The sequence below is a fragment of the Sphingomonas taxi genome (assembly GCF_000764535.1).
In the GTDB taxonomy this organism is placed as follows: Bacteria; Pseudomonadota; Alphaproteobacteria; order Sphingomonadales; family Sphingomonadaceae; genus Sphingomonas; species Sphingomonas taxi.
In genome coordinates, this window is sequence record NZ_CP009571.1 from 2,378,638 (window position 1) to 2,403,601 (window position 24,964).

General features: G+C 68.6%; 23 protein-coding genes. 18 read left to right on the forward strand and 5 right to left on the reverse strand.

Annotation, left to right across the window (positions count from 1 at the left end):
- Window positions 1–127 precede the first annotated feature (127 nt).
- The 6 genes from hisF (at window position 128) to MC45_RS10820 (ending at window position 3,931) form a co-directional block, all read left to right on the forward strand.
- Window positions 128–898, forward strand: a complete 771-nt coding sequence (gene hisF, locus MC45_RS10800) for an imidazole glycerol phosphate synthase subunit HisF (protein WP_038662889.1) — start codon at window positions 128–130, stop codon at window positions 896–898.
- A gap of 34 nt (window positions 899–932) precedes the next feature.
- Window positions 933–1,307, forward strand: a complete 375-nt coding sequence (locus tag MC45_RS10805) for an STAS/SEC14 domain-containing protein (protein WP_038662893.1) — start codon at window positions 933–935, stop codon at window positions 1,305–1,307.
- On the forward strand, window positions 1,304–1,465 hold the full coding sequence (locus MC45_RS19570) for a hypothetical protein (RefSeq protein ID WP_169742546.1): 162 nt from the start codon (window positions 1,304–1,306) through the stop codon (window positions 1,463–1,465). Before MC45_RS10805 ends, MC45_RS19570 begins: the two co-directional genes overlap by 4 nt.
- A 31-nt stretch (window positions 1,466–1,496) precedes the next feature.
- Window positions 1,497–1,805 carry a phosphoribosyl-ATP diphosphatase gene (locus tag MC45_RS10810; protein WP_038662896.1) on the forward strand — a complete coding sequence of 103 codons (309 nt, stop codon included), beginning with the start codon at window positions 1,497–1,499 and terminating at the stop codon, window positions 1,803–1,805.
- An 8-nt stretch (window positions 1,806–1,813) separates the two neighbouring features.
- Window positions 1,814–2,191 (forward strand): histidine triad nucleotide-binding protein, encoded by a 378-nt coding sequence (locus MC45_RS10815; protein WP_038662899.1) that lies wholly within the window; start codon window positions 1,814–1,816, stop codon window positions 2,189–2,191.
- Window positions 2,192–2,338: 147 nt separating this feature from the next.
- Complete coding sequence (locus MC45_RS10820) at window positions 2,339–3,931, forward strand: amino acid permease (RefSeq protein ID WP_038662902.1); 1,593 nt, start codon at window positions 2,339–2,341, stop codon at window positions 3,929–3,931.
- 266 nt (window positions 3,932–4,197) lie between these two features.
- Here MC45_RS10820 and MC45_RS10825 read toward each other — a convergent pair whose 3' ends face one another.
- Entirely contained in the window at window positions 4,198–5,196 is a 999-nt protein-coding gene (locus MC45_RS10825) for an adenosine kinase (RefSeq protein WP_038662904.1), read from the reverse strand.
- Between the two features lie 106 nt (window positions 5,197–5,302).
- Here MC45_RS10825 and MC45_RS10830 point away from each other — a divergent pair, with 106 nt between their 5' ends.
- Both MC45_RS10830 and MC45_RS10835 read left to right on the forward strand, forming a co-directional pair.
- A complete protein-coding gene (locus MC45_RS10830; RefSeq protein WP_038662907.1) occupies window positions 5,303–5,989 on the forward strand; it encodes an EI24 domain-containing protein in 687 nt (228 codons plus the stop codon).
- Complete coding sequence (locus MC45_RS10835) at window positions 5,986–6,351, forward strand: hypothetical protein (protein ID WP_038662910.1); 366 nt, start codon at window positions 5,986–5,988, stop codon at window positions 6,349–6,351. Before MC45_RS10830 ends, MC45_RS10835 begins: the two co-directional genes overlap by 4 nt.
- A 201-nt stretch (window positions 6,352–6,552) precedes the next feature.
- Here the strand turns inward: MC45_RS10835 and MC45_RS18615 are convergent, their stop codons facing one another.
- Window positions 6,553–7,401 carry an energy transducer TonB gene (locus MC45_RS18615; protein WP_156143821.1) on the reverse strand — a complete coding sequence of 283 codons (849 nt, stop codon included), beginning with the start codon at window positions 7,399–7,401 and terminating at the stop codon, window positions 6,553–6,555.
- Between the two features lie 480 nt (window positions 7,402–7,881).
- Complete coding sequence (gene queG, locus MC45_RS10845; RefSeq protein ID WP_038662913.1) at window positions 7,882–8,931, reverse strand: tRNA epoxyqueuosine(34) reductase QueG; 1,050 nt, start codon at window positions 8,929–8,931, stop codon at window positions 7,882–7,884.
- Between the two features lie 87 nt (window positions 8,932–9,018).
- Here queG and MC45_RS10850 point away from each other — a divergent pair, with 87 nt between their 5' ends.
- From MC45_RS10850 to msrB, 4 genes are all read left to right on the forward strand, one after another.
- Complete coding sequence (locus MC45_RS10850; RefSeq protein ID WP_038662916.1) at window positions 9,019–9,939, forward strand: ABC transporter ATP-binding protein; 921 nt, start codon at window positions 9,019–9,021, stop codon at window positions 9,937–9,939.
- Complete coding sequence (locus MC45_RS10855) at window positions 9,936–11,162, forward strand: ABC transporter permease (RefSeq protein WP_038662919.1); 1,227 nt, start codon at window positions 9,936–9,938, stop codon at window positions 11,160–11,162. The genes MC45_RS10850 and MC45_RS10855 overlap by 4 nt, the downstream gene beginning before the upstream one ends.
- 159 nt (window positions 11,163–11,321) lie before the next feature.
- Window positions 11,322–12,299, forward strand: a complete 978-nt coding sequence (locus MC45_RS10860) for an endonuclease/exonuclease/phosphatase family protein (protein ID WP_052075625.1) — start codon at window positions 11,322–11,324, stop codon at window positions 12,297–12,299.
- Window positions 12,300–12,560: 261 nt separating this feature from the next.
- Window positions 12,561–13,055: a peptide-methionine (R)-S-oxide reductase MsrB gene (gene msrB, locus MC45_RS10865; protein ID WP_038662923.1), complete on the forward strand. Its 495-nt coding sequence runs from the start codon at window positions 12,561–12,563 to the stop codon at window positions 13,053–13,055.
- 191 nt (window positions 13,056–13,246) lie between these two features.
- Here msrB and MC45_RS10870 read toward each other — a convergent pair whose 3' ends face one another.
- Complete coding sequence (locus MC45_RS10870) at window positions 13,247–13,807, reverse strand: CHAP domain-containing protein (RefSeq protein ID WP_038662926.1); 561 nt, start codon at window positions 13,805–13,807, stop codon at window positions 13,247–13,249.
- Between the two features lie 512 nt (window positions 13,808–14,319).
- Here MC45_RS10870 and MC45_RS10880 point away from each other — a divergent pair.
- Window positions 14,320–15,465 carry an acyl-CoA dehydrogenase family protein gene (locus tag MC45_RS10880; protein WP_038662932.1) on the forward strand — a complete coding sequence of 382 codons (1,146 nt, stop codon included), beginning with the start codon at window positions 14,320–14,322 and terminating at the stop codon, window positions 15,463–15,465.
- A 197-nt stretch (window positions 15,466–15,662) separates the two neighbouring features.
- The gene (locus MC45_RS10885) at window positions 15,663–16,451 is read left to right on the forward strand and encodes an SDR family oxidoreductase (RefSeq protein ID WP_038662935.1); all 789 of its coding nucleotides are present in this window, start codon (window positions 15,663–15,665) and stop codon (window positions 16,449–16,451) included.
- 124 nt (window positions 16,452–16,575) lie between these two features.
- Here MC45_RS10885 and MC45_RS10890 read toward each other — a convergent pair whose 3' ends face one another.
- A complete protein-coding gene (locus MC45_RS10890; RefSeq protein WP_038662938.1) occupies window positions 16,576–18,834 on the reverse strand; it encodes an NADP-dependent malic enzyme in 2,259 nt (752 codons plus the stop codon).
- 87 nt (window positions 18,835–18,921) lie between these two features.
- On the opposite strand from MC45_RS10890, the gene MC45_RS10895 reads away from it, so the two are divergent.
- The 4 genes from MC45_RS10895 (at window position 18,922) to MC45_RS10910 (ending at window position 24,962) form a co-directional block, all read left to right on the forward strand.
- Window positions 18,922–19,110: a hypothetical protein gene (locus tag MC45_RS10895; RefSeq protein ID WP_038662940.1), complete on the forward strand. Its 189-nt coding sequence runs from the start codon at window positions 18,922–18,924 to the stop codon at window positions 19,108–19,110.
- The gene (locus MC45_RS10900) at window positions 19,103–19,375 is read left to right on the forward strand and encodes a type II toxin-antitoxin system RelE/ParE family toxin (protein ID WP_038662943.1); all 273 of its coding nucleotides are present in this window, start codon (window positions 19,103–19,105) and stop codon (window positions 19,373–19,375) included. The genes MC45_RS10895 and MC45_RS10900 overlap by 8 nt, the downstream gene beginning before the upstream one ends.
- 28 nt (window positions 19,376–19,403) lie before the next feature.
- Window positions 19,404–21,983 carry a DNA mismatch repair protein MutS gene (gene mutS / locus MC45_RS10905; RefSeq protein WP_038662947.1) on the forward strand — a complete coding sequence of 860 codons (2,580 nt, stop codon included), beginning with the start codon at window positions 19,404–19,406 and terminating at the stop codon, window positions 21,981–21,983.
- A 234-nt stretch (window positions 21,984–22,217) separates the two neighbouring features.
- Window positions 22,218–24,962: a [protein-PII] uridylyltransferase gene (locus tag MC45_RS10910; RefSeq protein ID WP_038662950.1), complete on the forward strand. Its 2,745-nt coding sequence runs from the start codon at window positions 22,218–22,220 to the stop codon at window positions 24,960–24,962.
- The last annotated feature ends 2 nt before the right edge of the window (window positions 24,963–24,964 follow it).

Consider the following 24,964-nt stretch of genomic DNA (forward strand, 5'->3'; position numbering starts at 1 on the left):
TGCGGACGACGTGGTCTGCCGTCGCCGAAGGCGGGATATGGTCTACCGACCGCCAGCGTCTGCCTGGGGCACGCCCTCTTCGCGTCTTCGCGGGCTCGTGTGAACTCACCTGCTCAAGGGTTCCGGCATGACCGTTCGCGCCCGCGTGATCCCCTGTCTCGACGTCGCCAACGGCCGCGTCGTCAAGGGCGTCAATTTCGTCGAGCTGCGCGATGCCGGCGATCCGGTCGAACAGGCGCGCGCCTATGACGCTGCCGGGGCGGATGAACTCTGTTTCCTTGACATCACCGCCTCCCACGAGGATCGCGGCACGATCCTCGACGTCGTGCGGCGCACCGCGGCGGTATGCTTCATGCCGCTGACCGTCGGCGGCGGCGTGCGCAGCGCCGAGGATGCGCGCGCGCTGCTCCTTGCCGGCGCGGACAAGGTCGCGGTCAACTCCGCCGCGGTCGCCCGGCCCGAGGTCGTCGCCGACATCGCCGAGCGGTTCGGCAGCCAATGCTGCGTCGCTTCGGTCGACGCGCGCCGCGTCGGCGAGCGGTGGGAGGTGTTCACGCATGGCGGCCGCCGCCCAACCGGGCTCGATGCGATCGACCACGCCCTCCACCTCGCGGAACTCGGCGCGGGCGAATTGCTGGTGACCTCGATGGATCGCGACGGCACCCGCAGCGGCTACGACCTCGAGCTGGTCCGCGCGATCGCCGACCGGGTCAGCGTGCCGGTGGTGGCGAGTGGCGGCGTCGGCGGGCTCGGCGATCTCGTCGCCGGCATCCGCGACGGTCACGCCAGCGCGGTGCTCGCCGCCTCGATCTTCCACTTCGGCGAGGCGAGTGTCGCCGATGCCCACGACGCGCTGGCGGCGGCGGGCATCCCGGTGCGGCGACCGGTCAAAGTTTAGGGCTTCCGCAAGGGTTTGCGGCGATGATCGGGGCATGTACGCGATCACCTTCCGCCACGATCTCAATCTGCTTGATATCCGCTGGACCGGCCTGTTCGATGAGGCCGGGGTCAACGCCTATGCGGACGAATTGCTGCGCCGCTTTCGCGAGGCAGGCTTCCGGATCGGCTATCGGCTGCGCATGGATATGAGCGGTTGCAGCGTCCAGCCGGTAGAGGCGGCGGCGGCGATCAACCGGCGGCTGGGCAATTTCCCGCGTGCCAGCCGCATCGCGATCGTCACCGGCAGCGCGATCACCCGCTTGCAGGTCAAGCGCTTCATGACCCAGCCCTATCTGCGCATCTTCGCCGCCGCCGGCGAGGCACTCGACTGGCTGGTGGCGGGCGACGGCGAGGTCGCCGCAGCATGATCGTGCCGACCGCCTCGTCGGTCGCCGGCGGCCATTCGGGGGTTGTCCATCGCAAGACCGGCCCCGAATGGTCCGACCTCGCATTGTTCGTCGTCGCGGCGATCGGCGTCTGGCTCGTGCGGCGCGCGTTGCGGCGGCGGTTCATCAAGAAGGATTGACCGGCCCCCACGTCCCGCGCCAAGCGGAGACATGGACCCGCTCGACCGCCTGGAAGCCACCATCCGCGCCCGCCGCGACGCCGCCGAGCCCGGCAGCTCCTATGTCGCCAGCCTGTTCGCCAAGGGGCGGCCGAAGATCGCGCAGAAGGTCGGCGAGGAGGCCACCGAAACGGTCATCGCCGCGCTTGCCGAACCGGACAAGCTCGCCTCGGAGGCGGCCGACCTCGTCTTCCACCTGCTCGTGCTGCTCGCCGATGCCGGGCTGGGACTGGACGACGTCCGCGCCGAACTCGCCCGCCGCGAAGGCGTGTCGGGCCATGACGAGAAAGCCTCGCGCTAGGAGGATCCATGCCGATCGACGCTACCCTGCCTTATGACGACCAGAACGTTTTCGCCAAGATCCTGCGCGGCGAGATCCCGTCGAAGCGGGTGTACGAGGACGATCATGCGGTGGCCTTCCACGACATCGCGCCGGTCGCGCCGGTCCACATCCTGGTGATCCCGCGCGGGCCGTATGTGTCGTGGGACGATTTCAGCGCGCGCGCGTCGGACGCGGAGATCGCCGGCTTCGTCCGCGCGATCGGCCATGTCGCACGCGAGCATGGCCTCGTCGCACCAGGCTATCGGTTGCTCGCCAATATCGGCGGCGACGCGGGACAGGAGGTGCCGCACCTCCACGTCCATCTGTTCGGCGGCAGGCCGTTGGGGCCGATGCTGGCGGGTTGATTCCGCGGCGCGCGCGTCCCCGCCACGGACGTCATGCGGGTGCCGTTCCGAGATAAGGGATTGCACCTGTCCCATTTGGGGTTAGCATCGGTCGCTTCACCATGCGGCGGCGATCAACGACCGTGCGCATATGGGGGGAAGAGCTGCATGATTTTCGGGCGCGTCAAACCACTCGACGCCATTCTCGCCACCGCCGAAAAACGCGGGCTGCACCGCTCGCTCGGCGCGTTCCAGCTGACCATGTTGGGAATCGGCGCCGTCATCGGCACCGGCATCTTCGTTCTCACCTCCGAGGCCGCGCAGAAGGCCGGCCCGGGCATGTTGCTGTCGTTCGTCGTCGCCGGCTTCGTCTGCGCGGTCGCGGCGCTCTGCTATTCCGAGCTGGCCTCGATGGTGCCGGTGTCGGGCTCGGCCTATACCTATTCCTATGCCGTCGTCGGTGAGATCCTCGCCTGGATGGTCGGCTGGGCATTGATCCTCGAATATGCGGTCGGCGCGAGCGCGGTCGCGGTCGGCTGGTCGAACCATGCGGTCGGGCTGCTGCGCGGTCTCGGCGTCGCCTTCCCCGCATCGATCAGCAACGCCGATGCGCTGATGGCGCATATGCAGATCGCCTTCGGCGCAACCCCGAACGTCGATCTGCAGACCGCGATGGCGGTCGGCGGCTGGGTCAACGTCCCCGCGGTGATCGTCGTCGGCTTCGTCACCTGGCTGCTCATCATCGGCACGACCGAGAGCGCGCGCGTCAATTCGGTGCTGGTGCTCATCAAGATCGCCGCGCTCACCGCCTTCGTCGCGCTGACCATCCCCGTCGCCAAGGCGACCAATTTCGACCCATTCCTGCCGACCGGCGGCGTCGGCGTGTTCGGCGCGGCGGCCTCGATCTTCTTCGCCTATGTCGGCTTCGACGCGGTCTCGACCGCCGCCGAGGAGACCAAGAACCCGCAGCGCAACGTGCCGATCGGGCTGATCGGCAGCCTCGTGATCTGCACCATCTTCTACCTGCTCGTCGCCAGCGGCGCGATCGGCGCAATCGGCGCACAGCCGGTGACCACCGCCGGACAGGTGCTCGCACCGGGCTCGGCGGAGATGGCCGGCCGCTGCGCCAGCATCGTCGCCACCGGCGTCACCGAACCCCTGGTCTGTTCGAAGGAGGCGCTCGTCCACGTCCTCGACACGATCGGCTGGCCGGCGATCGGCCGTCTCGTCGGTCTCGCCGCGGTGCTGGCGCTGCCCTCGGTGGTTTTGATGATGATGTTCGGCCAAACGCGCATCTTCTTCACCATGGCACGCGATGGCCTGCTTCCCGAGAAGCTGGCGTCGGTGCATCCGAAGTTCCGGACCCCGCACGTCGTCACGGTCGTCACCGGCATCGCCGCGGCGATCGCGGCGGCGGTGTTGCCGGTCGGCAAGCTCGCCGATTATTCCAACGCGGGGACGCTGTTCGCCTTTTTCATGGTGGCGGTATCGGTGATGGTGCTCCGCAAGACCGATCCGGGCCGCAAGCGGCCGTTCCGCACGCCGGCGGTCTATATCGTCGCGCCGCTCGCGATCATCGGCTGCGTCGGCCTCTATCTCTCGCTGCCGCTGACCGCAAAGCTGGTGCTGCCCATCTGGGGCCTCATCGGGCTGGTGATCTATTTCGGCTACAGCCGCAGCCGGTCGTACGTCGGCCGCGGGATCTTCGACACCGTCGACGATCCGGCGATGCAGCCGGAGCGGGCGAAGCCGCTCGACTGATCCGGGTACAGGCTTTTCATGGGGCCGGGGGAGCGATCCCCCGGCCTTTTTCGTGCGCGCGAAGACGCGAAGACGCGAAGAGGTCGCGTCCGGGGCGCATGGCCCGTTTTCCTAAACGGCAGAATGGGAGCGGGCCGCCGCCGCGGCCACCACATCTTCGGGGAGAGGTCGCGCGTCGGGCGGGTTCGTCTCGTACCGTTGATGCTGGTGAGGATCGCCCCCGCGGCGGGAATACCCCCTCTCCCGGCGGGAGAGGGGGACGTGGCTCAGCCGAGCTTGGCGGCGGCGAGCGCCTTCATGTCGACGTTGGGGCGGGCGCCGAAGTGGCTGATGATTTCCGCCGCGCAGATCGCGCCGAGCTTGAGCGATGCTTCCAGCCCCTTGCCCTGCGCCTGGCCGTGGAGGAAGCCCGCCGCGAACAGGTCGCCCGCACCGGTCGTGTCGACGACCTTGTCGATCGGCTCGGCGGTGACTTCGGCGCGGCTGCCGTGCTGGATCGCGCAGGCGCCATGCGCGCCGCGCGTCACCACCAGCGTCGGCACCTGCGCCGACAGCTTGGCGACCGCCGCGTCGAAATCCTCGGTCTCGGCGAGTGCGGTCAGTTCGCCCTCATTGGCGAACAGGATGTCGATCAGGCCGTCGGCGATGAGTTGGCGGAAGTCGCCGCCGTGGCGGCCGATGCAGAACACGTCGGACAGCGTGAAGGCGACCTTGCGGGCCGCCTTGCGCGCCGCCTCGATCGCCGCGCGCATCGCCGCACGGGGCTCCTCGGGGTCCCACAGATAGCCTTCGAGATACAGGATCGCCGCATCCTCGATCACCGACAGGTCGAGCGCCGCCTCGGGCAGGAATTGCGATGCGCCGAGATAGGTGTTCATCGTCCTCTGGCCGTCGGGCGTCACGAAGATCAGGCAGCGTGCGGTGGTCGGCTGGCCGGGGCGGACCGCGGTGGCGAAATCGACGCCGGCGGCGCGGATGTCGTGCGCGAAGACCTCGCCGAGCTGGTCGTCGGCGACCTGGCCGATGAACGCCGTGCGGCCACCGAGCGCCGCGATCCCCGCGACAGTGTTCGCCGCCGATCCGCCCGACACTTCGCGGCCCGGACCCATCTTGGCGTAGAGCGCATCGGCATCCTCGGGCGAGAACATCAATTGCATCGAGCCCTTGGCGACGCCGATCGACTCGATGAAGGCGTCGTCGGCCTGGGAAAGCACGTCGACGATCGCATTGCCGATCGCGACCACGTCATATTTGGGCTGGGACAAGGATATAGCTCCGGGGAAAACGTAAAGGCCGTCCCTAGGGCCGGCACGCCCCCCACGCAACGTGGCGGTGGTTGACGCGCCCGCCCCCGCAAGCCAACCCGGCACGATGCTGCGCGCCCTCACCCTCTCGATCGGCCAGCTCGGCGAGCCCGCCATCCTGCGCGTGCTCGGCAAGTCGCTGCTGGTGACGCTGGCGATCTTCGCCGCGCTGGGCGTCGCGCTCTACCTCGGCCTGCGCGCGCTGCTTGCGGCATGGGTCGGCGCATGGGGCGACGGCCTTGCCGGCGCGGCGGCAGTGGTGCTGATCGTGCTCGGCGCGTGGCTGCTGTTCCGGGTCATTGCGGTCGCGGTGCTCGGCGTGTTCGGCGACGAGGTGGTCGCCGCGGTCGAGGCGCGCCATTATCCCGCCGCGCACGCCGCCGCGCGCCCGGTGCGCCTCGCCCGGTCGCTGCGCATGGGGCTCGGCTCGGCGGGGCGGGCGGTCGCGGTCAACCTGCTGATGGTGCCCGTCTATCTCGCGCTGCTGTTCACCGCGGTCGGGCCGGCGATCGCCTTCTTCCTCGTCAACGCGCTGCTGCTCGGCCGTGACCTCGGCGAGATGGTGGCGAGCCGCCATATGGACGATGCGACGATGCGGGGCTGGCGCGAGGCGACGCGGGCGCAACGGTTCGTGCTGGGGCTTGTCGGCACCGGGCTGTTCGTGGTTCCGCTCGTCAATCTGGTCGCGCCGATCCTCGGCGCGGCGATGGCGACGCATCTGTTCCATGCGTCGCGACGGGGGACGCGCGCATGAAGGCACTGGCGGCATTGGCACTGGCGCTGTTGGCGGGCGCCTGCGCCGCGCCGGGCGCGGTCGCGCCGGCGGTGACGAGCCGCCCGGTCGTCCCCTATACCAGCGCCGGCCTGGAACGCGTGATCGGCCAGGACGAAGCGGGGCTGGTGACGCTGTTCGGCAAGCCCGACGCCGACATCCGCGAGGGCGCCGCGCGCAAGCTCCAGTTCGCCGGGCCGATCTGCGTGCTCGACGCCTATCTCTATCCCAAGGGATCGGAGGCGCCGCGCGTCACCTATCTCGACGCGCGCGAGCCCGACGGCAGCACGATCGACCGCGCGAGCTGCGTCGCCGCGCTGGTCCGACGCGACGGCGGAAAATAGGTCAGCATGCGTTCAACGTGGACAAGTTGAACACCTTAATGGAAACGATCACCCCCTATCGTTTCCGTTTCTGCACTAATGAGACAGAGCGGGTCGATTGCCCGCCTGTTACCGTATCGACCATATGTAGGACAGCGCGATCATTTTTCCTTTAGTAAACAAGTAGTTATGCCGGGATCATTGCAATTGCCCGGGCCGTCGTTACTGCACGGTGAAGGATAGATCGCCCGGCCGCCAATTGACCCGGCGTGCCCATAGCGAGGCGATCGGACGGCCGTCCGCACCGATCGCCGGCCGAAATCGGGCCCGTTCCATCACCAGCCGGCAGGTGGTCTCCTCGAAAGTCTTGTCTCCCCCGGACATATAGACCTCGCACTTCGTCACCGCGCCATCGACTCCGATGACCAGCCGGATTCCGACGAGGCCGCCGGCGCCTTGATGTCCCTGCTTCTCGGGATAATCCGACGACCTGAACCAGCGCGAGACGTCGTTCGCCGGTTCTGGCGCCGATCGCTGCCGCCGCATCTGTGCAAGATCCACGCCCCATCCCTTCACCAGATCATCGGCGCAGGCGTCGAGCGCCGCGAGCGGAGCCTTCATCATGCCAAGGTCGAGCGCCAACCGGTAGCCGCGGACGAAGGCTACGCTCAGAACCGTCGGCTTGCCTTGGCTCACGTCGCTGCGCAGCGCCTTGGGAAGATCGACGTCCGTGTGGAACCGGATGCTGCCAAGCAGGTGATCGTCCGTGGCAAAACCCCGCGCATGCATGCCCGGCACCTGCGCGACAGTGGAGGTACCGACCGCCACGGGAACCTCTTCCCGCGTGGTCGGCATTTCCCGGCCGCCGAGCGCCATCACGAGTTCGTCGATATCGTTGGCGCGGGCGAATTGCAGGGTGACCAGATGCCGGCCTTCACCGAAACTGCGGATCAGCCGGCAGTCGCCGGACGCATAGTCGATCTGCCACTTGGAGCTCGGCGCCAGCGGCTTCGGCAGCTCTTGCGCGGCGGCGTCGCCGCTCACGAGCGCCAAAGTTACCAGCACCGGCACTATCCGCCCGATACGCACTTGCCCGCCCCGCTCTACGCAACAACAGTGAAATATCCATTGGTGCCACGAGAGTCAACTCACTGACACAACACCATGATTTTCAAAGGTATCTTGATATCGGATCAAATTCGAGACTGAGCAAGATTGGTAACGACCTTTTCAATGCTCGCGTCTCGCCTCATTCAGAGAGGCGGGTGGACCATGTTGATTGCATTGCCGGGCGCGCTGCTTTCGCCCGGACAGACTGCGGGCACGGCTGCATTTCCCAAAGCACATTGATCTGTGTAGGCCTACCCGACCTCTTGCTCGCTCGCGCGGCAGGCTGTTCGACCGGATGCCAGTCTGACGATAGATACTATTCCCGACAGCGGCAGTTACAATGTCGCTGTCGTCGACGCCGAGATGACCGGTTCGCCCTGTACGGGGCGTCGCCATGTTTCGCGTCATTCTGGCAAGACGGCCATCGTAATCGACCGACGATTATCGCAGTCGATCCACCGCCCAGCCCGCCGCCTCCGCCACCACCGGGTCGGCATCGTCGCGCAGTCGCTCCAGCACCGGCAGCAATGCCGGCGCACCGCTGTTGCCCGCCGCGATGGCGGCGTTGCGGACCATGCGGTTGCGGCCGATGCGTTTGATCGGCGAACCGGCGAAGACCTGGCGGAAGTCGGCGTCGTCGAGCGCGAGCAGGTCGGCGAGCGCGGGTACGGTCAGTTCCGCGCGAGGCTGGAAGGCCATGTTGGCCGCCGCCGTCGCCGCGAACTTGTTCCACGGGCAGACCGCGAGGCAATCGTCGCAGCCGTAGATGCGGTTGCCGATCGCGGCGCGGAATTCATGCGGGATCGGGCCGGCATGCTCGATCGTCAGATAGGAGATGCACCGCCGCGCATCGAGCCGGTAGGGCGTGGGAAAGGCATCGGTCGGGCAGGCGCGCTGGCAGGCGTCGCACGAACCGCAACTGTCGCGGCCGGGCACGTCGGGCGTCAGGTCCAGCGTCGTGTAGATCGCGCCGAGGAACAGCCAGCTGCCATGCGCGCGGCTGACCAGATTGGTGTGTTTGCCCTGCCAGCCGAGCCCCGCCGCCTCGCTGAGCGGCTTCTCCATCACCGGCGCGGTGTCGACGAACACCTTGAGGTCGCAGCCCGCCTCCTGCGCCAGCCAGCGGCCGAGCGCCTTCAGCGCCTTCTTGACGACGTCGTGGTAATCGCCGCCCTGCGCATAGACCGAGATGCGGCCGCGCTCCCCCTCCCCCGCCAGCCGCAGCGGATCGGCGGCCGGGGCGTAGCTCATGCCGAGCGCGACGATGCTGCGCACCTCGGGCCACAATCCGGTGGGCGAGCCGCGATGATGCGCGCGCTCCTCCATCCAGATCATGTCGCCGTGACGGCCTTCGTCCAGCCACTCGCGCAGCCGCCCGGCGGTGCGCGGCGCCGCGTCGGCGCGCGCGAAGCCGCAGGCGACGAAGCCGAGTTCGGCCGCCTTCGCCTTGATCCGGTGTTCGATTTCGGCTTGCTGCTTGTGTTGGGACACGTCCGCCCGCTACCACAAGCGCCACGGCAACACACGCATCCCGTTCGGGATGGGTGGCGCAGCCTGGGGCGGACGGGGGACGGGTGTTTGGCTGACGATCTGGCGGTGTTCGCCGAGCATCTGGTGAAGCGCTTCGGCGAACGGCGCGTCGTCGACGGCATCGATCTCGCAGTGCCGCGCGGTGCGATCTACGGCGTGCTCGGCCCCAATGGCGCGGGCAAGACGACGACGCTGCGCACCTTGCTCGGGATTATCGAGCCCGACGAGGGGCGCCGTTCGGTGCTCGGCCATTTCGCGCCGCGCGAGGCGAGCGACCGCGTCGGCTATCTGCCAGAGGAACGCGGCCTGTATCCGTCGATGAAGGCGCGCGACGCGATCGCCTTCATGGGCGCGTTGCGCGGGCTCGACCGGCGCACCGGGCGCACGCGCGCCGCCGAGCTGATGGAGGCGGCAGGACTCGGCCATGCGGTCGACGAGAAGATCAAGAAACTGTCCAAGGGCATGGCGCAATTGGTGCAATTGCTCGGCTCGGTGGTGCATCGCCCCGATCTGCTGGTGCTCGACGAACCCTTTTCGGGGCTCGACCCGGTCAATCAGGAGAAGCTGGAGGCGCTGATCCTCACCGAGCGCGACCGCGGCGCGACGGTGCTGTTCTCGACGCATATCATGGCGCATGCCGAACGCGTCTGCGACCGGCTGGCGATCATCGCCGGGGGCAAGCGGCGGTTTGAGGGGACGGTGGACGATGCGCGTGGCACGCTGCCGAGCCGGGTGCGCTATCTGCCAACGCGGCCCGATGCCGCCATCGCCGACGTGCTGCCGCATGACGCGGTGCCGGACGGGGCCGGCTGGCGCTTCCAGCTGCCGGCAGAGGGGATCGAGGGGTTGCTGGTGACGCTGATCGACCGCGGTTATGGCATCGGCGGGCTGTCGATCGAACGGCCCGGGCTGCACGACGCCTTCGTCCGCATCGTCGGCAAGGCCGCCGACGCAGGAGACGCGGCATGAGCAACGCGGTTCGCACCTTCCGCCAGGCGCTGACCATCGCCCGGCGCGATTTCGTCGCGACCGTGTTCACGCCGGTCTTCCTGCTGTTCCTGCTCGCGCCGGTGCTGCTCGGCTCCTTCTCGGCGATCGGCGGCATCGGTGCGGCTAGCGTCGCGGACAGCCGCGCCGACAAGTCGCGGATCGTCGCGATCCTGCCCGATACGACGGCGCGGACGATGGCGGCGGCGGACACGCGGCTGCGCACCGCCTTCCGCCGCGATGACGAGGCGCCGCCGGTGCTCGTCACCCAGCGGCCCGATCGCGACCCCGCCGCACAGGCGCGCGCCGCCTTCGCCAGCGACGCGTTCGAGGCGAGCGCGGTGCTCTACGGTCCGCTCGACCGGCCGCAGGTGCTGTACGGGCCGCGCGGCGGGCGGGCGGCGGATTATCTCGCGCTGCTCGCCGCCGAGACGATCGCGGCGGACCGGCTGGGCGGCGCGGCGCCGCGGATCGCCGCGACCAAGACGCCGACCGAGCGGCCGCGCGGCTCCGCCGGCAATCGCCGCCAGTCCGCCTCGTTCGCGGTGTTCGGCGTGTTCCTGCTCAACCTGTTCCTCGCCAGCCAGGTGGTCGGCACGATGGCCGAGGAGCGCAACAACAAGGTGATCGAGGTGCTCGCCGCCGCGGTGCCGCTGGAGAGCGTGTTCCTCGGCAAGCTGCTCGGCATGTTCGGGGTCGCGGTGCTGTTCGTGGTGTTCTGGGGGACGATCATCTCGCGGCTCGGCATGCTGCTGCCGCCCGAGGTGGCGTCGTCGCTGGCGATCCAGGCGGCGGTCGGCATGCCGGCGTTCGTCGCGCTGTTCCTCGTCTATTTCACGATGGCCTATCTGCTGCTCGGCTCGGCCTTCCTCGTGGTCGGCGCGCAGGCGTCGACGCCGCGCGAGATCCAGATGCTCGCGCTGCCGATCTCGATCGTGCAGATGGGGATGCTGGCGCTGGCGCTCGCCGGTACCAGCCGCCCGGACAGCTGGGTCGCCACCGCGGCGCAGCTCTTCCCGCTGTCGTCGCCGTTCGCGATGGCGGGCCGCGCCGCGACCTCGCCGGAATGGTGGCCGCATGTCGCGGCGATCGCGTGGCAATTGCTGTGGGTGACGATCTTCATCACGCTCGGCGCGCGGTTGTTCCGGCGCGGCGTGCTGCAATCGGGCAGCGCCAAGCCGTTCTGGAAGCGCCGGACGGGCTGATCGCGTCGCCCGGGGCGGGCTGCCACCGGCCCGGGACGAGGATATTCGCGCAGATGACGCGCTTGTCATCGCGCCTACGTCACCGCGTCACACGCGCGAGCCTAGAGAAGGTTCCAGCGTGAGGGGAGTGGGACGATGCGGCGGATACCTGGGGTCGTGATGTTGGCGGCGGTGCTGCTGGTCACCGGTCTCGCCGAGCCCAAGTCGGTGATGGCGGTGGAGCGCAACGTGCTCCACGCCGCCCCCGCCGCCGGGCCCGTCACCTTGCTGTCCTACAATGTCGAAGGCCTGCCCTGGCCGCTGACCCATGGCCGCGGCGCCGCCGCCGCGTCGATCGCCGCCGCGCTGCGCGCGATGCACGATCGCGGCGACGGGCCGCAGGTGGTCGCGGTGCAGGAGGCGTTCGGCGACGCGCAGAAAGCGATCGGCACCAATGCGGGGTACCGCTACGTCGCCTATGGCCCGAGCGCCGACGAAGCGGGCGCGCCCGCGACGACGCCGGCCGAACGCGCCTTCCTCGCCAAGGCCAGCCTGTGGCATGGCGAGACCGAGGGCGCGCGCGAGGACAGCGGGCTCGCCATCTTCTCCGACTATCCGATCGTCTGGGCCAAGCGCGTCGCCTATCCGCGCTTCGCCTGCGCGGGCTACGACTGTCTCGCCAACAAGGGGATGCTGGCGGTGGCGCTGCGCGTGCCCGGCCGTACCGCGCCGCTGGTGGTGGTCGACACGCATCTCAACGCGCGTGCCGCCTCGGGCGTCGGCAGCGACCGCAGCCTGTTCGCCTATCAGCGCCAGGCCGATGCGCTGCGGTCGTTCATCGATTCGGTCGGCGGCGACGGCGCCTCGGTGGTGCTCGCCGGCGACTTCAACGTCGGCAACGATCCCGCACGCCAGGCCTATCTGGCGCAGGCGCTGGTCGGCGGCGACGGCCTGACGATCGCCGCGTCGGAGACCGCCTGCGGCGCCTCGTGCCGGGCGATCGCGCCGACGCCGACGCTCGCGCATGCCAAGACCGTCGTCGCCTATCGCGGCACGATCGCCGCCGAGGGGCTGACGCGCAGCTTCGGAACGCTCGCCGACGGCGACCGGCTGTCGGATCATATCGGCGTGATGCGCAGCTTCGGCCTCGGCGCCTGATCCGGCCCCGGCGGATGACGCGTCCGGCAGCGTTGCGAGGCTCGGGCGATCACCCCGATAGACCCGTCACCCCGGACTTGTTCCGGGGTCCACCGGGCCGCAGGGCCGTCGCTGGAGCCTCAAGCCGTTCTCCCCGCCGCGGAATGGACCCCGGAACAAGTCCGGGGTGACGGAGTGGGTGGGTAGCGGGACCTGCGCCCCCGCGACGTTCCTGCTCCGGCGGGGGATGCGGGGTGCCGTGGGGGTATCTATATCCCGGTAATGGTTCACGATCCTTCCCGCCGCTCGCTTCTGTCGCTCGCCGCCGCCGGTATCGCCGGGGCGGCGCTATGGGGCTGCCGCAGCGCGCCCGCCGCCGCCGCCGAGCGCTTCCCCGTCGCGATGAGCGATGCCGCGTGGCGCAAGAAGCTCGGCGATCAGGCCTGGGCGGTGCTGCGTCACGAAAGCACCGAACGGCCGTTCAGCAGCCCGCTCAACGACGAGCATCGCGCCGGCATCTTCGCGTGCAAGGGCTGTGCGCAGCCCGCCTTTTCGTCGAAGACCAAGTTCGAGAGCGGCACCGGCTGGCCGAGCTTCTACGCGCCGCTGCCGCGCGCGGTGGGAACGCGGGTCGACGGCTCGCTGATGATGCAGCGCACCGAAGTGCATTGCAGCCGCTGCGGCGGCCATCTGGGCCATGTCTTCGACGACGGACCGAAGCCGACCGGGAAGCGCTATTGCATGAACGGCGTGGCGATGACGTTCCGGGCGGCCTGAGAGGCGACCGACCCGCCGTCATCCCGGCGAACGAGACGCACCGGCCCCTCTCATACCGTCATCCCCGCGGAGGCGGGGATCCAGACGCGCGGGTCCCCGCTTGAGCGGATACGTCAGCGTATATGGATCCCCGCCTTCGCGGGGATGACGGCTTTCTTGGGGAGAGCGAACCTCTGCCCCGTACTTCCTGCTTACCGGCCCGCGACCGGAACCACCGGCACGGCGGCGGCGGTCGCGATGATGCTGGTGTCGACGGCGGCGTCGCTCGCAGGAGCGGCATCGGTATCGATGGCGGGGGCATGGCCCGAATAGATGAAGCCGTTGGTCGGATAGCTCGACGTGCCGAGACCGCCGTTGGGACCGTACCAGACCTTGACCTCGCTCCAATCGCCTGCCGCCGAGACGTCGATCGCGCGGACGTTGCGCTCGATGCCGCCGGGGCGCGACCAATTGGCGTGGGTCAGCAGCACTTCGCGGTCGCTGACGACCTGCGACACCATCGCGACGTGACCGACGCGCATGCGGCGGGTCGACTGGAAGGCGAGCACCGCGCCGACCTTGGGCGCATGGCCACGTTCGTAGCGGCCAGCGGCCTGGCCCCACCAGGTATTGGCGTTGCCGTGCAGGTCGATGCCGGAGATCTCGCGGGCATAAGGCGCACACTGCCAGAACTGCGCGAACGCAGGGGTCGCCGTCATCAGGGCGCAGGAGAACACCAGCGCAAAACGCGCTGCCAACGTCTTCACAATCATTTGCTGACCCCCCGGTCAAAACCCGTTCGTCGAGGATGTCGCTAGCCGGGGGTTTGAAAATCTCCAATGGCCGCAGGAACCATAAGAGACGAACGGTGTTGCGGCGCCGATGAGACGACGGAATGCGTCCGAAGGCCTGTCGCTTTATGGCGGATGAACGGCCCCAACGTGCGGAATCGGGCTGATTTCCTGCCCTTTATCGGCGCGGTCGCGGCGGTGACGATCGATAGACCGGGATCGTGAGGCTCGGTCCGTCACCGCATGGACACCGTCACCCTGGACTTGTTCCGGGTCCACCGGGCCGCAAGCGTCACGGCTGCCCTTCCTGCCATTCTCCTCGCCGCAAGGTGGACCCCGGAACAAGTCCGGGGTGACGGGGTGGGCTTGGCTCCCTTGCGACCAATCCAGTATGGCCTCGCCCAAGAGCGCAACCGTACTTTTTAGAATTTCGGGTTTGCAGCGCCCGCCACTCCGCATTACCTCTCGGGCAACGAAATGGCAGTGGAAGCGACATGGCTCTCGATCCCGAAACCTTCGATGCGCTGATCGACACCGTGCGGCGGTTCGTCGCCGAACGGCTCCGCCCGCTCGAGGCGGAGGTCGAGGCGGCGGACGCGATCCCCGAGGGGATCGTCGCCGAGATGAAGGACATGGGCCTGTTCGGCCTGTCGATCGCCGAGGATTATGGCGGGCTCGGCCTCAACATGGTCGAGGAATGCCGCGTCGCGATCGAGATGGGGCGGACGACGCCCGCCTTCCGCTCGGCGTTCGGCACCAACGTCGGCATCGGCAGCCAGGGGCTGGTGATGGCGGGCAGCGCCGAACAGAAGGCCGAATGGCTGCCGAAGATCGCCAGCGGCGAGATCGTCACCAGCTTCGCGCTCACCGAACCCGATGTCGGCAGCGATTCGGGATCGGTGAAGACGCGCGCGGTCCGCGACGGCGACGTCTACCGGCTATCCGGGACGAAGCGCTACATCACCAATGCCGATCGTGCGCAGCTCTTCACCGTGATGGCACGCACCGGTGAGGAGAAGGGCGGCCGCGGCGTCTCCGCCTTTCTCGTGCCGAAGGACCTGCCGGGGATCACGATCGGCGAGCCCGAGAAGAAGATGGGGCAGAAGGGCGCGAAGGTCGCCGACGTGCATTTCGACGACGTCCCCGTCCCCGTCGCCAACCGGCTCGGTGCGGAGGGCGAGGGGTTCAAGATCGCGATGCGCGTGCTCGACCGCGGCCGGCTGCATATCAGCGCGGTCTGCGTCGGCGTCGCCGAGCGACTGATCGCGGACAGCGTCGCTTATGCCGGCAGCCGCACGCAATTCGGCCAGCCGATCGCCAGCCACCAGCTCATCCAGGGCATGATCGCCGACATGAAGACCGAGGCTTTGGTCGCGCGGGCGATGGTGATGGAGACCGCAGCGGCGAAGGATCGCGGCGACGACGTCGTGCTCGAATCGGCGGCGGCGAAATATTTCGCCAGCGAGATGGTCGGCCGCGTCGCCGACAAGGCGGTGCAGATCTACGGCGGCGCCGGTTATATCGCCGATTACGGTATCGAGCGGCTGTATCGCGACGTGCGCCTGTTCCGCATCTACGAAGGCACCAGCCAGATCCAGCAGGTCATCATCGCCCGCGAGACGATCAAGCGCGGCGGGTGAGGTTTGTGAGGCGGCACGGCGCCCTCCCCTCCATCGTCATCCCCGCGCAGGCGGGGATCCAGACGCGCGGTCCCCGCTTGAGCCGGGCCGTCAGCGTTTATGGATCCCCGCCTGCGCGGGGATGACAGAGGCCCGGGCTGGGCAGACACAATCATCGTCACCTCAAAGCGGGGACGATCCATTTGGGAGAGAGACATATGGACACCAACACCCTCTTCCGGCTCGACGGCCGGATCGCGCTGGTCACCGGCGGCAGCCGCGGCATCGGCAAGATGATCGCGGCGGGCTTCGTCGCGCAGGGCGCCAAAGTCTATATCTCCTCGCGCAAGGCCGACATATGCGAGGCGGCGGCCGACGAGCTCGGGCCGAATTGCATCGCGCTGCCGCAGGACGTCAGCACCGTCGCCGGCTGCAAGGCACTCGCCTCGCAGCTCGCCGAGCGCGAGGAGCGGCTCGACATCCTCGTCAACAATGCCGGCGCGGCTTGGGGCGTGCCGTTCGAGGAGTTTTCGGAGGCCGGCTGGGACAAGGTGATGGACCTCAACGTCAAATCCCCCTTCTTCCTGACCCAGGCGCTGCACGGGCTGCTCAAGGCGGCGGGGTCGCGCGCGCGGCCCGCTAAGGTCATCAACATCACCTCGATCGACGGCCAGCGGCTCAATGCGTGGGAGACGTACAGCTATCATGCGTCGAAGTCGGCGCTGATCTTCCTCACCAAGCGGATGGCGGCGCGGCTGGTGCGCGACGGCATCAACGTCACTTCAATCGCACCCGGCGCTTTCCCGAGCGACATGAACAAAGCCGCCCGCGACCATGGCGACGCGATCGCGCGCGGTATCCCGGCGGGCCGGATCGGGGTGGACGAGGATATGGCGGGCGCGGCGATCTATCTCGCCAGCCGCGCGGGCGATTATGTGGTGGGCGAGACGATTACCGTCGACGGCGGGCTGGTCCATGCCGCGCTGGGGACGAGCATCGACGCTTAGGCGCGACCAACGCGCATCACCCTCACCCTCCCGGCGCTCCGCGCCCCCTTCCCTCTCCCGGCGGGAGAGGGAAAAGACGCCGAAGGCGGCAAAGGGTGAGGCCGAGCCGCACCCCGCCCCGCAATTACCGCGCGATGCCGCCAGCGGCGAGCACCGCCAGCGTCACCAGCTCGCTCGCGGTCGAGGTCATCGGTGCGATCTGTACCGGCTTCTCCATGCCGATCAGCATCGGCCCGATGACGCTGTCGCCACCCAGTTCGCGCAGCAATTTGGCGGAGATATGCGCCGATTGCAGGCCGGGCATGATGAGGATGTTCGCCGGACCCGAGAGGCGCGCGAACGGATAATTGGCGAGCTGGCGCGGGTTGAGCGCGACGTCGGGCGGCATCTCGCCTTCATATTCGAAGCCGACGTTGCGCCCGTCGAGCACCGACACCGCCTCGCGGATATTGTCGACCCACGCGCCCTTCGGGTTGCCGAAGGTCGAATAACTCAGCATCGCGACGCGCGGTTCGTGGCCCATGCGGCGCGCGACCTGCGCGGTCTGTTCGGCGAAATCGGCGAGCTGTTCGCCGGTCGGCCGTTCGTTCACCGTCGTGTCAGCGATGAAGACGGTGTGGCTCTGGCCGACGAGGACGTGGATGCCGAACGGGGTGCGGCCCGCCTCGGGATCGATCACGCGCTTCACCTGCCGCATCGATTCGGCCCAAGTGCGGGTGATGCCGGTGATCATCACGTCTGCCTCGCCCAGTTGCAGCAAGGCCGCACCGAAGACGTTGCGATCCTGGTTGATCATCCGCTCGACGTCGCGGCGCAGATAGCCGCGGCGCTGCAGCCGGCTGTAAACGAAATCGACCATCTTCGGGACGAGCGGCGAATGCCGGCTGTTGTGGACCTCATACTCCTGCGGATTGGCGACGCCGAGCGCCTTCAACCGGTCGTAGACGTCGTCGCGGCCGACCAGCACCGGCGTGCCATAGCCGCCTTCCTTGAACGAGATGGCGGCGCGCAGCACTACCTCTTCCTCGCCCTCGGCGAACAGCACGCGCTTCGGCCGCGCCCGCGCGCCCTCATAAGCGAGGCTGAGCACCGAAGTGGTCGGGTTGAGCCGCGCGCGCAGCGTCTGGCGATAGGCGTCCATGTCGAGGATCGGCTTGATCGCCACCCCCGAATCCATCGCCGCCTTGGCCACCGCCGACGGCACCAGCTCCATCAGCCGCGGATCGAACGGCGACGGGATGATATATTCGGGGCCGAAGCTGTGCTGCACGCCATAGGCGACCGCCACTTCCTCGGGCACGCGCTGGCGGGCGAGCTCGGCGATCGCATTGGCGGCGGCGATCTTCATCGCATCGTTGATGCCGGTGGCCCGCACGTCGAGCGCGCCGCGGAAGATGAAGGGGAAGCAGATCACATTGTTGACCTGGTTCGGATAGTCCGACCGGCCGGTGGCGACGATCGCATCGGGGCGCGCCGCCTTGGCGAGCTCGGGGCGGATCTCGGGCTCGGGATTGGCCATCGCGAAGATGATCGGCGACGGCGCCATATGCTCGACCATCTCGGGCTTGAGCGCGCCCGCGGCGGACAGGCCGAGGAACACGTCCGCGCCCTCCAGCGCCTCGGTCAGCGTGCGCTTGGTGGTGTTGGCGGCATGCGCCGACTGCCACTGGTTCACGTCGTCGCGACCCTGATAGATGACGCCGGTCTTGTCGCACATGATGACGTTGTCGTGGCGCACGCCCATCGCCTTCATCAGCTCGGTGCAGGCGATCGCCGCCGCGCCCGCGCCGTTGACGACGAGCTTGACGTCCGACAGGCGGCGGCCGGTGAGCAGGCAGGCGTTGATGAGCCCCGCCGAGGCGATGATCGCGGTGCCGTGCTGGTCGTCATGGAAGACCGGGATGTTCATCCGCTCGCGCAGCGTCTGCTCGATGATGAAACATTCGGGCGCCTTGATATCCTCGAGGTTGATGCCGCCGAAGGTCGGCTCCATCAGCTCGACCGCGTCGATGAAGCGGTTGACGTCCTCGGTCTTCAATTCGATGTCGATCGAATCGACGTCGGCGAAGCGCTTGAAGAGCACCGCCTTGCCCTCCATCACCGGCTTGGACGCGAGCGCGCCGAGATTGCCCATGCCGAGGATCGCGGTGCCGTTCGAGATGACGGCGACCAGATTGCCCTTGGCGGTATAGTCATAGGCCATCGCCGGATCGTCGGCGATCGCCTGCACCGGCACCGCGACGCCGGGCGAATAGGCGAGCGCGAGGTCGCGCTGCGTCGCCATCGGCTTGGACGCGATGATCTCGATCTTGCCGGGCCGTCCCTCGGAATGGAACAGGAGCGCCTCGCGCTCGGAGAATTGGACGGACGCTTCGTCGGACATGGGACCTCGCTGACGGGCTGACGCTACGGCTCTTGACCGGTTCGGGCCGGGCTTTCAACCCGCGGCGGTAGGGGTTATGTTGCTGGCATGACGCCCGAGGCACAGATACCGCCCCGTAATGCGCGCCGACCGACGCGCGACGACTTCGTTCGGGCGAAGGCTGGCTATGCGTCCGGATACGGCGTCGATCATGTCGTGGTCGGCGAATGGTTGCGAACCTGGGGGGAACCGGGCCAGGTGCCTTTCGCGGAATGGCTTGCGCAGCAGGATGGCTAGCGTCATCTGGCGCCAAGAGGCGCTCGATGAGCTTGATGCGATCATTGTCTACATCAAAGGTTTCGATCCGAGCGCTGCCGTGAAAACCGGTGGCCGTCTGATCGCTCTCGGGCAAAGCCTGGTTGATTTTCCTCGACGGGGACGACCGATGGGCGACGGCCTACGGGAGCTGACCTCGGTACCGCCGTATATCATTCGCTATCACGTCGTGGACGAGGCCGTTCACATCCTTTCCGTCCGCCACGGCGCCCGTCTTCTGGATTGACCCTTCCCCGATGACCACCCCCACCCCGATGATGGCGCAATATCTCGCGCTCAAGGCCGAGGCGGAGGATTGCCTCCTCTTCTATCGCATGGGCGATTTCTTCGAACTGTTCTTCGACGACGCGCGGATCGCCAGCGGCGTGCTCGATATCGCGCTGACCTCGCGCGGCGAGCATGACGGCGAGAAGATCCCGATGTGCGGCGTGCCGGTCCATGCCGCCACCGCCTATCTGCAACGGCTCATCAAGGCCGGGCATCGCGTCGCGATCGCCGAACAGACCGAGACGCCCGCCGAGGCCAAGGCGCGCGGCGGCTACAAGGCGCTGGTATCGCGCGGCATCGTCCGCGTCGTCACCGCCGGCACGCTGACCGAGGAGGCGCTGCTCGATGCGCGCAGCGACAATTGGTGCGTCGCGATCGGCGAGGCGGCGGGCGCGGTGGCACTCGCCGCCGCCGACGTCTCCACCGGGCGGTTCGAGGTGATCGACTGTTCCATCGACGCGCTCGGTGCCGAGCTGGCGCGGCTCGGCGCGGCGGAGGTGGTGGCGTCCGAAGCCTCGGACCAGGCCGCCGCCGCGACGACGCTGCGGCCGAAGCAGACGTTCGACAGCGGCAGCGGCGAGACGCGGCTGAAGACGCTGTTCGGCGTCGCGACGCTCGACGGCTTCGGCCAGTTCAGCCGCGCCGGGCTCGCCGCGGCGGGCGGGCTGATCGCCTATCTCGAACATACCGCCAAGGGCGCCCTGCCCTTCCTGCGCCCGCCGCGGCTCAGCCAGGCCGCCGAGACGATGGCGATCGACGCGGCGACGCGCGACAGCCTCGAACTGACCTGCACCACCGGCGGCCAGCGCAAGGGCAGCCTGCTCGACTGTATCGACCGCACGGTGACGGGCGCCGGCGCGCGGCTGCTGGCGAGCGACCTCGGCGCCCCGCTGATGGACAGAGCGGCGATCGACGCGCGGCTCGATCTCGTCCAGCATTTCCATGACGCCACCGGCCAGCGCGAACAGGTCCGCGCGGCGCTGCGGGCGCTGCCCGATATTGGCCGGGCGCTCGGGCGGCTGGCGGCGGGACGCGGGTCGCCGCGCGATCTGGGGCAGCTTCGCGACGGGCTCGACGGGGCATGGCATCTCGGCGAGCGGCTGGCGCAGATCGATGCGCCGCTCGCGCTGCTCGATCGCGTCGCGCCGCGACTGCGCGGCCATGGCGCGCTGATCGACCTGCTCAAGCGCGCGCTCGTCCCCTCGCCGCCGATCGAGGCGAGCGACGGCGGTTATATCGCCGCGGGCTATGACGTCGCGCTCGACGAATTGCGCGACACCGGCGCCGGCGGCCGTCGCGCCATCGCCGCGCTGGAGGCCGAGATGAAGGCGGCGACCGGCATCGCCACGCTGAAGATCCGCCACAACAACGTGCTCGGCTATCACGTCGAGGTGCCGGCGCGATCCGCCGATCCGCTGATGAAGCCCGACAGCGGCTTCACCCATCGCCAGACGCTGGCGGGCGTCGTTCGCTTCAACACGCCGGCGCTGCACGAGGTCGCCGCACGCGTGTCGCAGGCCGGCGCGCATGCGCTCGCCGCCGAGGCCGCGCATCTCGAGGAGCTGACCGCCGCCGCACTCGCGCATCGCGAGGCGATCGCCGCCACCGCCGACGCGCTTGCCCGGATCGACGTCGCCGCGGCGCTCGCCGAGCGGGCGGCGGAGGGACAATGGGCGCGGCCGGCGCTCGCCGACCATCCCTGTTTCGACGTCGTCGGCGGGCGGCATCCGGTGGTCGAGGCGGCGGTGGCGAAATCGGGCGACCGGTTCGTCGCCAACGATTGTACGCTCACCCCCGATTCGCGGCTGTGGCTGGTGACGGGGCCGAACATGGGCGGCAAGTCGACCTTCCTGCGCCAGAATGCGCTGATCGCGGTGCTCGCGCAGACCGGCAGCTACGTTCCCGCCACCAAGGCGACGCTCGGCATGGTCGACCGGTTGTTCAGCCGCGTCGGTGCGTCGGACAATCTCGCGCGGGGTCGTTCGACCTTCATGGTCGAGATGGTCGAGACCGCGGCGATCCTCGCGCAGGCGACGCCGAACAGCTTCGTCATCCTCGACGAGGTCGGCCGCGGCACCTCGACCTATGACGGGCTCGCCATCGCCTGGGCGGTGGTCGAGGCGATCCACGAGGACAATCGCTGCCGCTGCCTGTTCGCGACGCATTACCACGAGCTGACCCGGCTGGCGGAGCGCTGTGAAGCGCTGACGCTGCACCACGTTCGCGCGCGCGAGTGGAAGGGCGAGCTGGTGCTGCTCCACGAGCTGAGCACCGGGCCGGCGGACCGGAGCTACGGGTTGGCGGTGGCGCGGCTCGCGGGAATGCCGCCGGCGACGGTGGCGCGCGCCAAGGCGGTGCTGGCGAAGCTGGAGGCGGGCCGGGCGAAGACCGGCGGGCTGGCGGCGGGGCTCGACGACCTGCCGCTGTTCGCCGCCGCGCAGGTGGCGGAGGAGGAGACGTGCGACGCGATCCGCGCCGAGGTCGAGTCGCTCGACGTCGATGCGCTGACCCCGCGCGAGGCGCTCGATACGCTGTACCGGCTGAAGGCGTTGGCGCGGGAGGGGTAACGCAAAGTCCTCCCCCGCAAGGGGGAGGGGGACCGCTCGGCGCCAGCCGAGTGGTGGAGGGGGAGGATGGGGCGGGAGCTTAATTGCTACTCTCCCGCCCTGTCCTCCCCCTCCGTCACGCCTTCGGCGTGCCACCTCCCCTTTGCGGGGGAGGAATTGCGGCTGCGAGCCTCATCATGCCCCCCACCCAAAGCCCATGTCCCCTTAACCCTCGCGCCGCTATACCCCGCCGCCATGCAGCGCCGTTTCGACCACCTTCCCAACCGCCGCGCGATCGTCGATCGGCGCGCGCTCGCCGAACAGATCGCAGCGATCGACGCCACCGGCATCGCGCTCCGCACGCAGGCCACCGCGATCCTCAAGGAGGCGCTCGCCGAGGGTCGCGCCGAGATCCAGCGGCGGCTCGCCACGCATCCGTCGCGCGGGCTGGAGGCGTCGAACGCGCAGGCGTATCTCACCGACCAGTTGTTGCGCGTGCTGTTCGACCTCGCGACGCAGCGGCTCCACCCGCTCCACAACCCGACCGCGGGCGAGCGGCTGACGCTGATCGCGGTCGGCGGTTACGGCCGCGCCGAGATGGCGCCCTTCTCCGACGTCGACATCGGCTTCCTCACCCCCGGCAAGCAGACGCCCTGGGCCGAGCAGGTCATCGAATCGATGCTCTATGCGCTCTGGGACCTCGCGCTGAAGATCGGTCATTCCAGCCGCTCGCTCGACGAGATGGTGCGGCAGGCGAAGGGCGACGTGACGATCCGCACCGCCTTGCTCGAAGCGCGCTACGTCACCGGCGACGTGGCACTCTACGACGAGGCGGCGAAACGCTTCAAGGCGGAGGTGCAGCACGGCACCGAGCGCCAGTTCATCGCCGACAAGCTTGCCGAGCGCGACGCGCGCCACCGCAAGATGGGCGACACGCGCTATGTCGTCGAACCCAACGTCAAGGAGGGCAAGGGCGGCCTGCGCGACCTCCACACCTTGTTCTGGATCGGCAAATATATTCACGACGTGCAGCGCGGCGCCGATCTCGTTGAGGTCGGCCTGCTGACCAAGGCCGAATATCGCCTGTTCCACCGCGCCGACAATTTCCTCCAGGCGGTGCGCTGCCACCTGCACAGCGTCACCCGCCGCGCCGAGGATCGGCTGACCTTCGACGTCCAGCGCGAGATCGCGACGCGGATGCGCTTCTCCGACCGGCCCGGCAAACCGGCGGTCGAGCGCTTCATGCAATATTACTTCCTACAGGCGAAGACGGTCGGCAACCTCACCGGCGTGTTCCTCGCGCATCTCGACGAGCGGTTCGCGGCGCGCGGGCGGCGGTTCGGGCTGCCGACGATCCGGCGGCGGCCGGATAAATTACACGGCTTCGTGCTCGACCGCGGCCGGCTCGCACTGCCGCGCGACGATTATTTCAGCGAAGACCCGGTGCGGCTGATCGAGATTTTCCAGCTGGCCGATCTGCACGGCGTCGAGATCCATCCGCTGGCGATGCGCGCCGCGGCGCGCGACGCCAAGCTCATCGCGCGCCATCGCCGCGATCCGCGTGCCAATGCCTTGTTCCTCGACGTGCTGACGTCCCCACGCGATCCCGAGCTGGTGCTGCGCTGGATGAACGAGGCGGGGGTGTTCGGCCGCTTCGTGCCCGACTTCGGTCGCGTCGTCGCGCAGATGCAGTTCGACATGTACCACCATTATACGGTGGACGAGCATACGATCCGCGCGATCGGGCTGTTGGCGCGGATCGACAAGGGCGAGCTCAAGGACGATCACCCGCTCGCCTCGGCGATCATCAAGCATATCGTGTCGCGGCGCGTGCTCTATGTCGCGGTGCTGCTGCACGATATCGCCAAGGGGCGCGACGGCGACCATTCGATCCTCGGCGCGGAGGTGGCGGAACGGCTCTGCCCGCGCTTCGGCCTGTCGCCCGCGGAGACCGAGACGGTGGCGTGGCTGGTGCGCTGGCACCTGCTGATGTCGGCGACCGCGTTCAAGCGCGACCTGTCGGACTTCAAGACGATCCTCGATTTCTGCGAGGTCGTGCAGAGCCCCGAACGGCTGCGGCTGCTGCTGGTGCTGACCATCGTCGACATCCGTGCGGTCGGGCCGGGTACGTGGAACGGCTGGAAGCGCCAGTTGCTCGCCGACCTCTACGAAGGGGCGGAGGAGGTGCTGCGGCTCGGCCACAAACAGCGCGGGCGCGCCGAGCGGATCGCGACGCGGCAGGAGACGCTGCAGGCCACGCTGGGCTGGGAACCGGCGCGGTTCGACGCCTTCGTGCGTCGCTTCCCCGAGGCCTATTGGATCGCCGAGCCCGATGACGTGCTCGCGCACAACGCACGCTTCATCGCGGCGGCCGGCGACGCGCAATTATCGATCGACGCGCAGGTCTATGCGACGCGCGGCGCGACATTGGTGACGATCTACGCCGCCGACCATCCCGGCCTGTTCTACCGGATCGCCGGCGCGATCCACGTCGCGGGCGGCAACATCATCGATGCGCGCATCCACACGACGCGCGACGGCATGGCGATCGACAATTTCCTCGTCCAGGACCCGTTCGGGCGGCCGTTCGACGATCTCGACCAGTTGAAACGGCTCAAGATGGCGATCGAGGATGCGCTGGCGAATCGCGGCAAGCTCACCGACCGGCTCGTCGCCAAGCCGGCGGCGCGCACCCGTGCGGATGCGTTCGAGATCGAACCCAATGTGCTGATCGACAATCACGCCTCGAACCGCTTCACGGTGATCGAGGTCAATGCGCGCGACCGGCCGGCGCTGCTCAACCAGCTCGCGCAGGCGCTGTTCCAGTCGAAGGTGACGCTGCATTCGGCGCATGTCGCCACTTATGGCGAGCGCGCGGTCGACACCTTCTACGTCACCGACCTCACCGGCGACCGGATCACCGCACCGGCGCGGCTGAAAACGCTGGAACGCCGGCTTCGCACCGCGGCGAGCGGTGAGACGGTCGAGATGGCGGCGTAAAA

Coding starts and splice junctions, on each gene's coding strand:
- hisF (WP_038662889.1), top strand. CDS start 128: ATGACCGTTCGCGCCCGCGTGATCCCCTGTCTCGACGTCGCCAACGGC.
- MC45_RS10805 (WP_038662893.1), top strand. CDS start 933: ATGTACGCGATCACCTTCCGCCACGATCTCAATCTGCTTGATATCCGC.
- MC45_RS19570 (WP_169742546.1), top strand. CDS start 1,304: ATGATCGTGCCGACCGCCTCGTCGGTCGCCGGCGGCCATTCGGGGGTT.
- MC45_RS10810 (WP_038662896.1), top strand. CDS start 1,497: ATGGACCCGCTCGACCGCCTGGAAGCCACCATCCGCGCCCGCCGCGAC.
- MC45_RS10815 (WP_038662899.1), top strand. CDS start 1,814: ATGCCGATCGACGCTACCCTGCCTTATGACGACCAGAACGTTTTCGCC.
- MC45_RS10820 (WP_038662902.1), top strand. CDS start 2,339: ATGATTTTCGGGCGCGTCAAACCACTCGACGCCATTCTCGCCACCGCC.
- MC45_RS10830 (WP_038662907.1), top strand. CDS start 5,303: ATGCTGCGCGCCCTCACCCTCTCGATCGGCCAGCTCGGCGAGCCCGCC.
- MC45_RS10835 (WP_038662910.1), top strand. CDS start 5,986: ATGAAGGCACTGGCGGCATTGGCACTGGCGCTGTTGGCGGGCGCCTGC.
- MC45_RS10855 (WP_038662919.1), top strand. CDS start 9,936: ATGAGCAACGCGGTTCGCACCTTCCGCCAGGCGCTGACCATCGCCCGG.
- MC45_RS10860 (WP_052075625.1), top strand. CDS start 11,322: ATGTTGGCGGCGGTGCTGCTGGTCACCGGTCTCGCCGAGCCCAAGTCG.
- msrB (WP_038662923.1), top strand. CDS start 12,561: ATGGTTCACGATCCTTCCCGCCGCTCGCTTCTGTCGCTCGCCGCCGCC.
- MC45_RS10870 (WP_038662926.1), bottom strand. CDS start 13,807: ATGATTGTGAAGACGTTGGCAGCGCGTTTTGCGCTGGTGTTCTCCTGC.
- MC45_RS10880 (WP_038662932.1), top strand. CDS start 14,320: ATGGCTCTCGATCCCGAAACCTTCGATGCGCTGATCGACACCGTGCGG.
- MC45_RS10885 (WP_038662935.1), top strand. CDS start 15,663: ATGGACACCAACACCCTCTTCCGGCTCGACGGCCGGATCGCGCTGGTC.
- MC45_RS10890 (WP_038662938.1), bottom strand. CDS start 18,834: ATGTCCGACGAAGCGTCCGTCCAATTCTCCGAGCGCGAGGCGCTCCTG.
- MC45_RS10895 (WP_038662940.1), top strand. CDS start 18,922: ATGACGCCCGAGGCACAGATACCGCCCCGTAATGCGCGCCGACCGACG.
- MC45_RS10900 (WP_038662943.1), top strand. CDS start 19,103: ATGGCTAGCGTCATCTGGCGCCAAGAGGCGCTCGATGAGCTTGATGCG.
- mutS (WP_038662947.1), top strand. CDS start 19,404: ATGATGGCGCAATATCTCGCGCTCAAGGCCGAGGCGGAGGATTGCCTC.
- MC45_RS10910 (WP_038662950.1), top strand. CDS start 22,218: ATGCAGCGCCGTTTCGACCACCTTCCCAACCGCCGCGCGATCGTCGAT.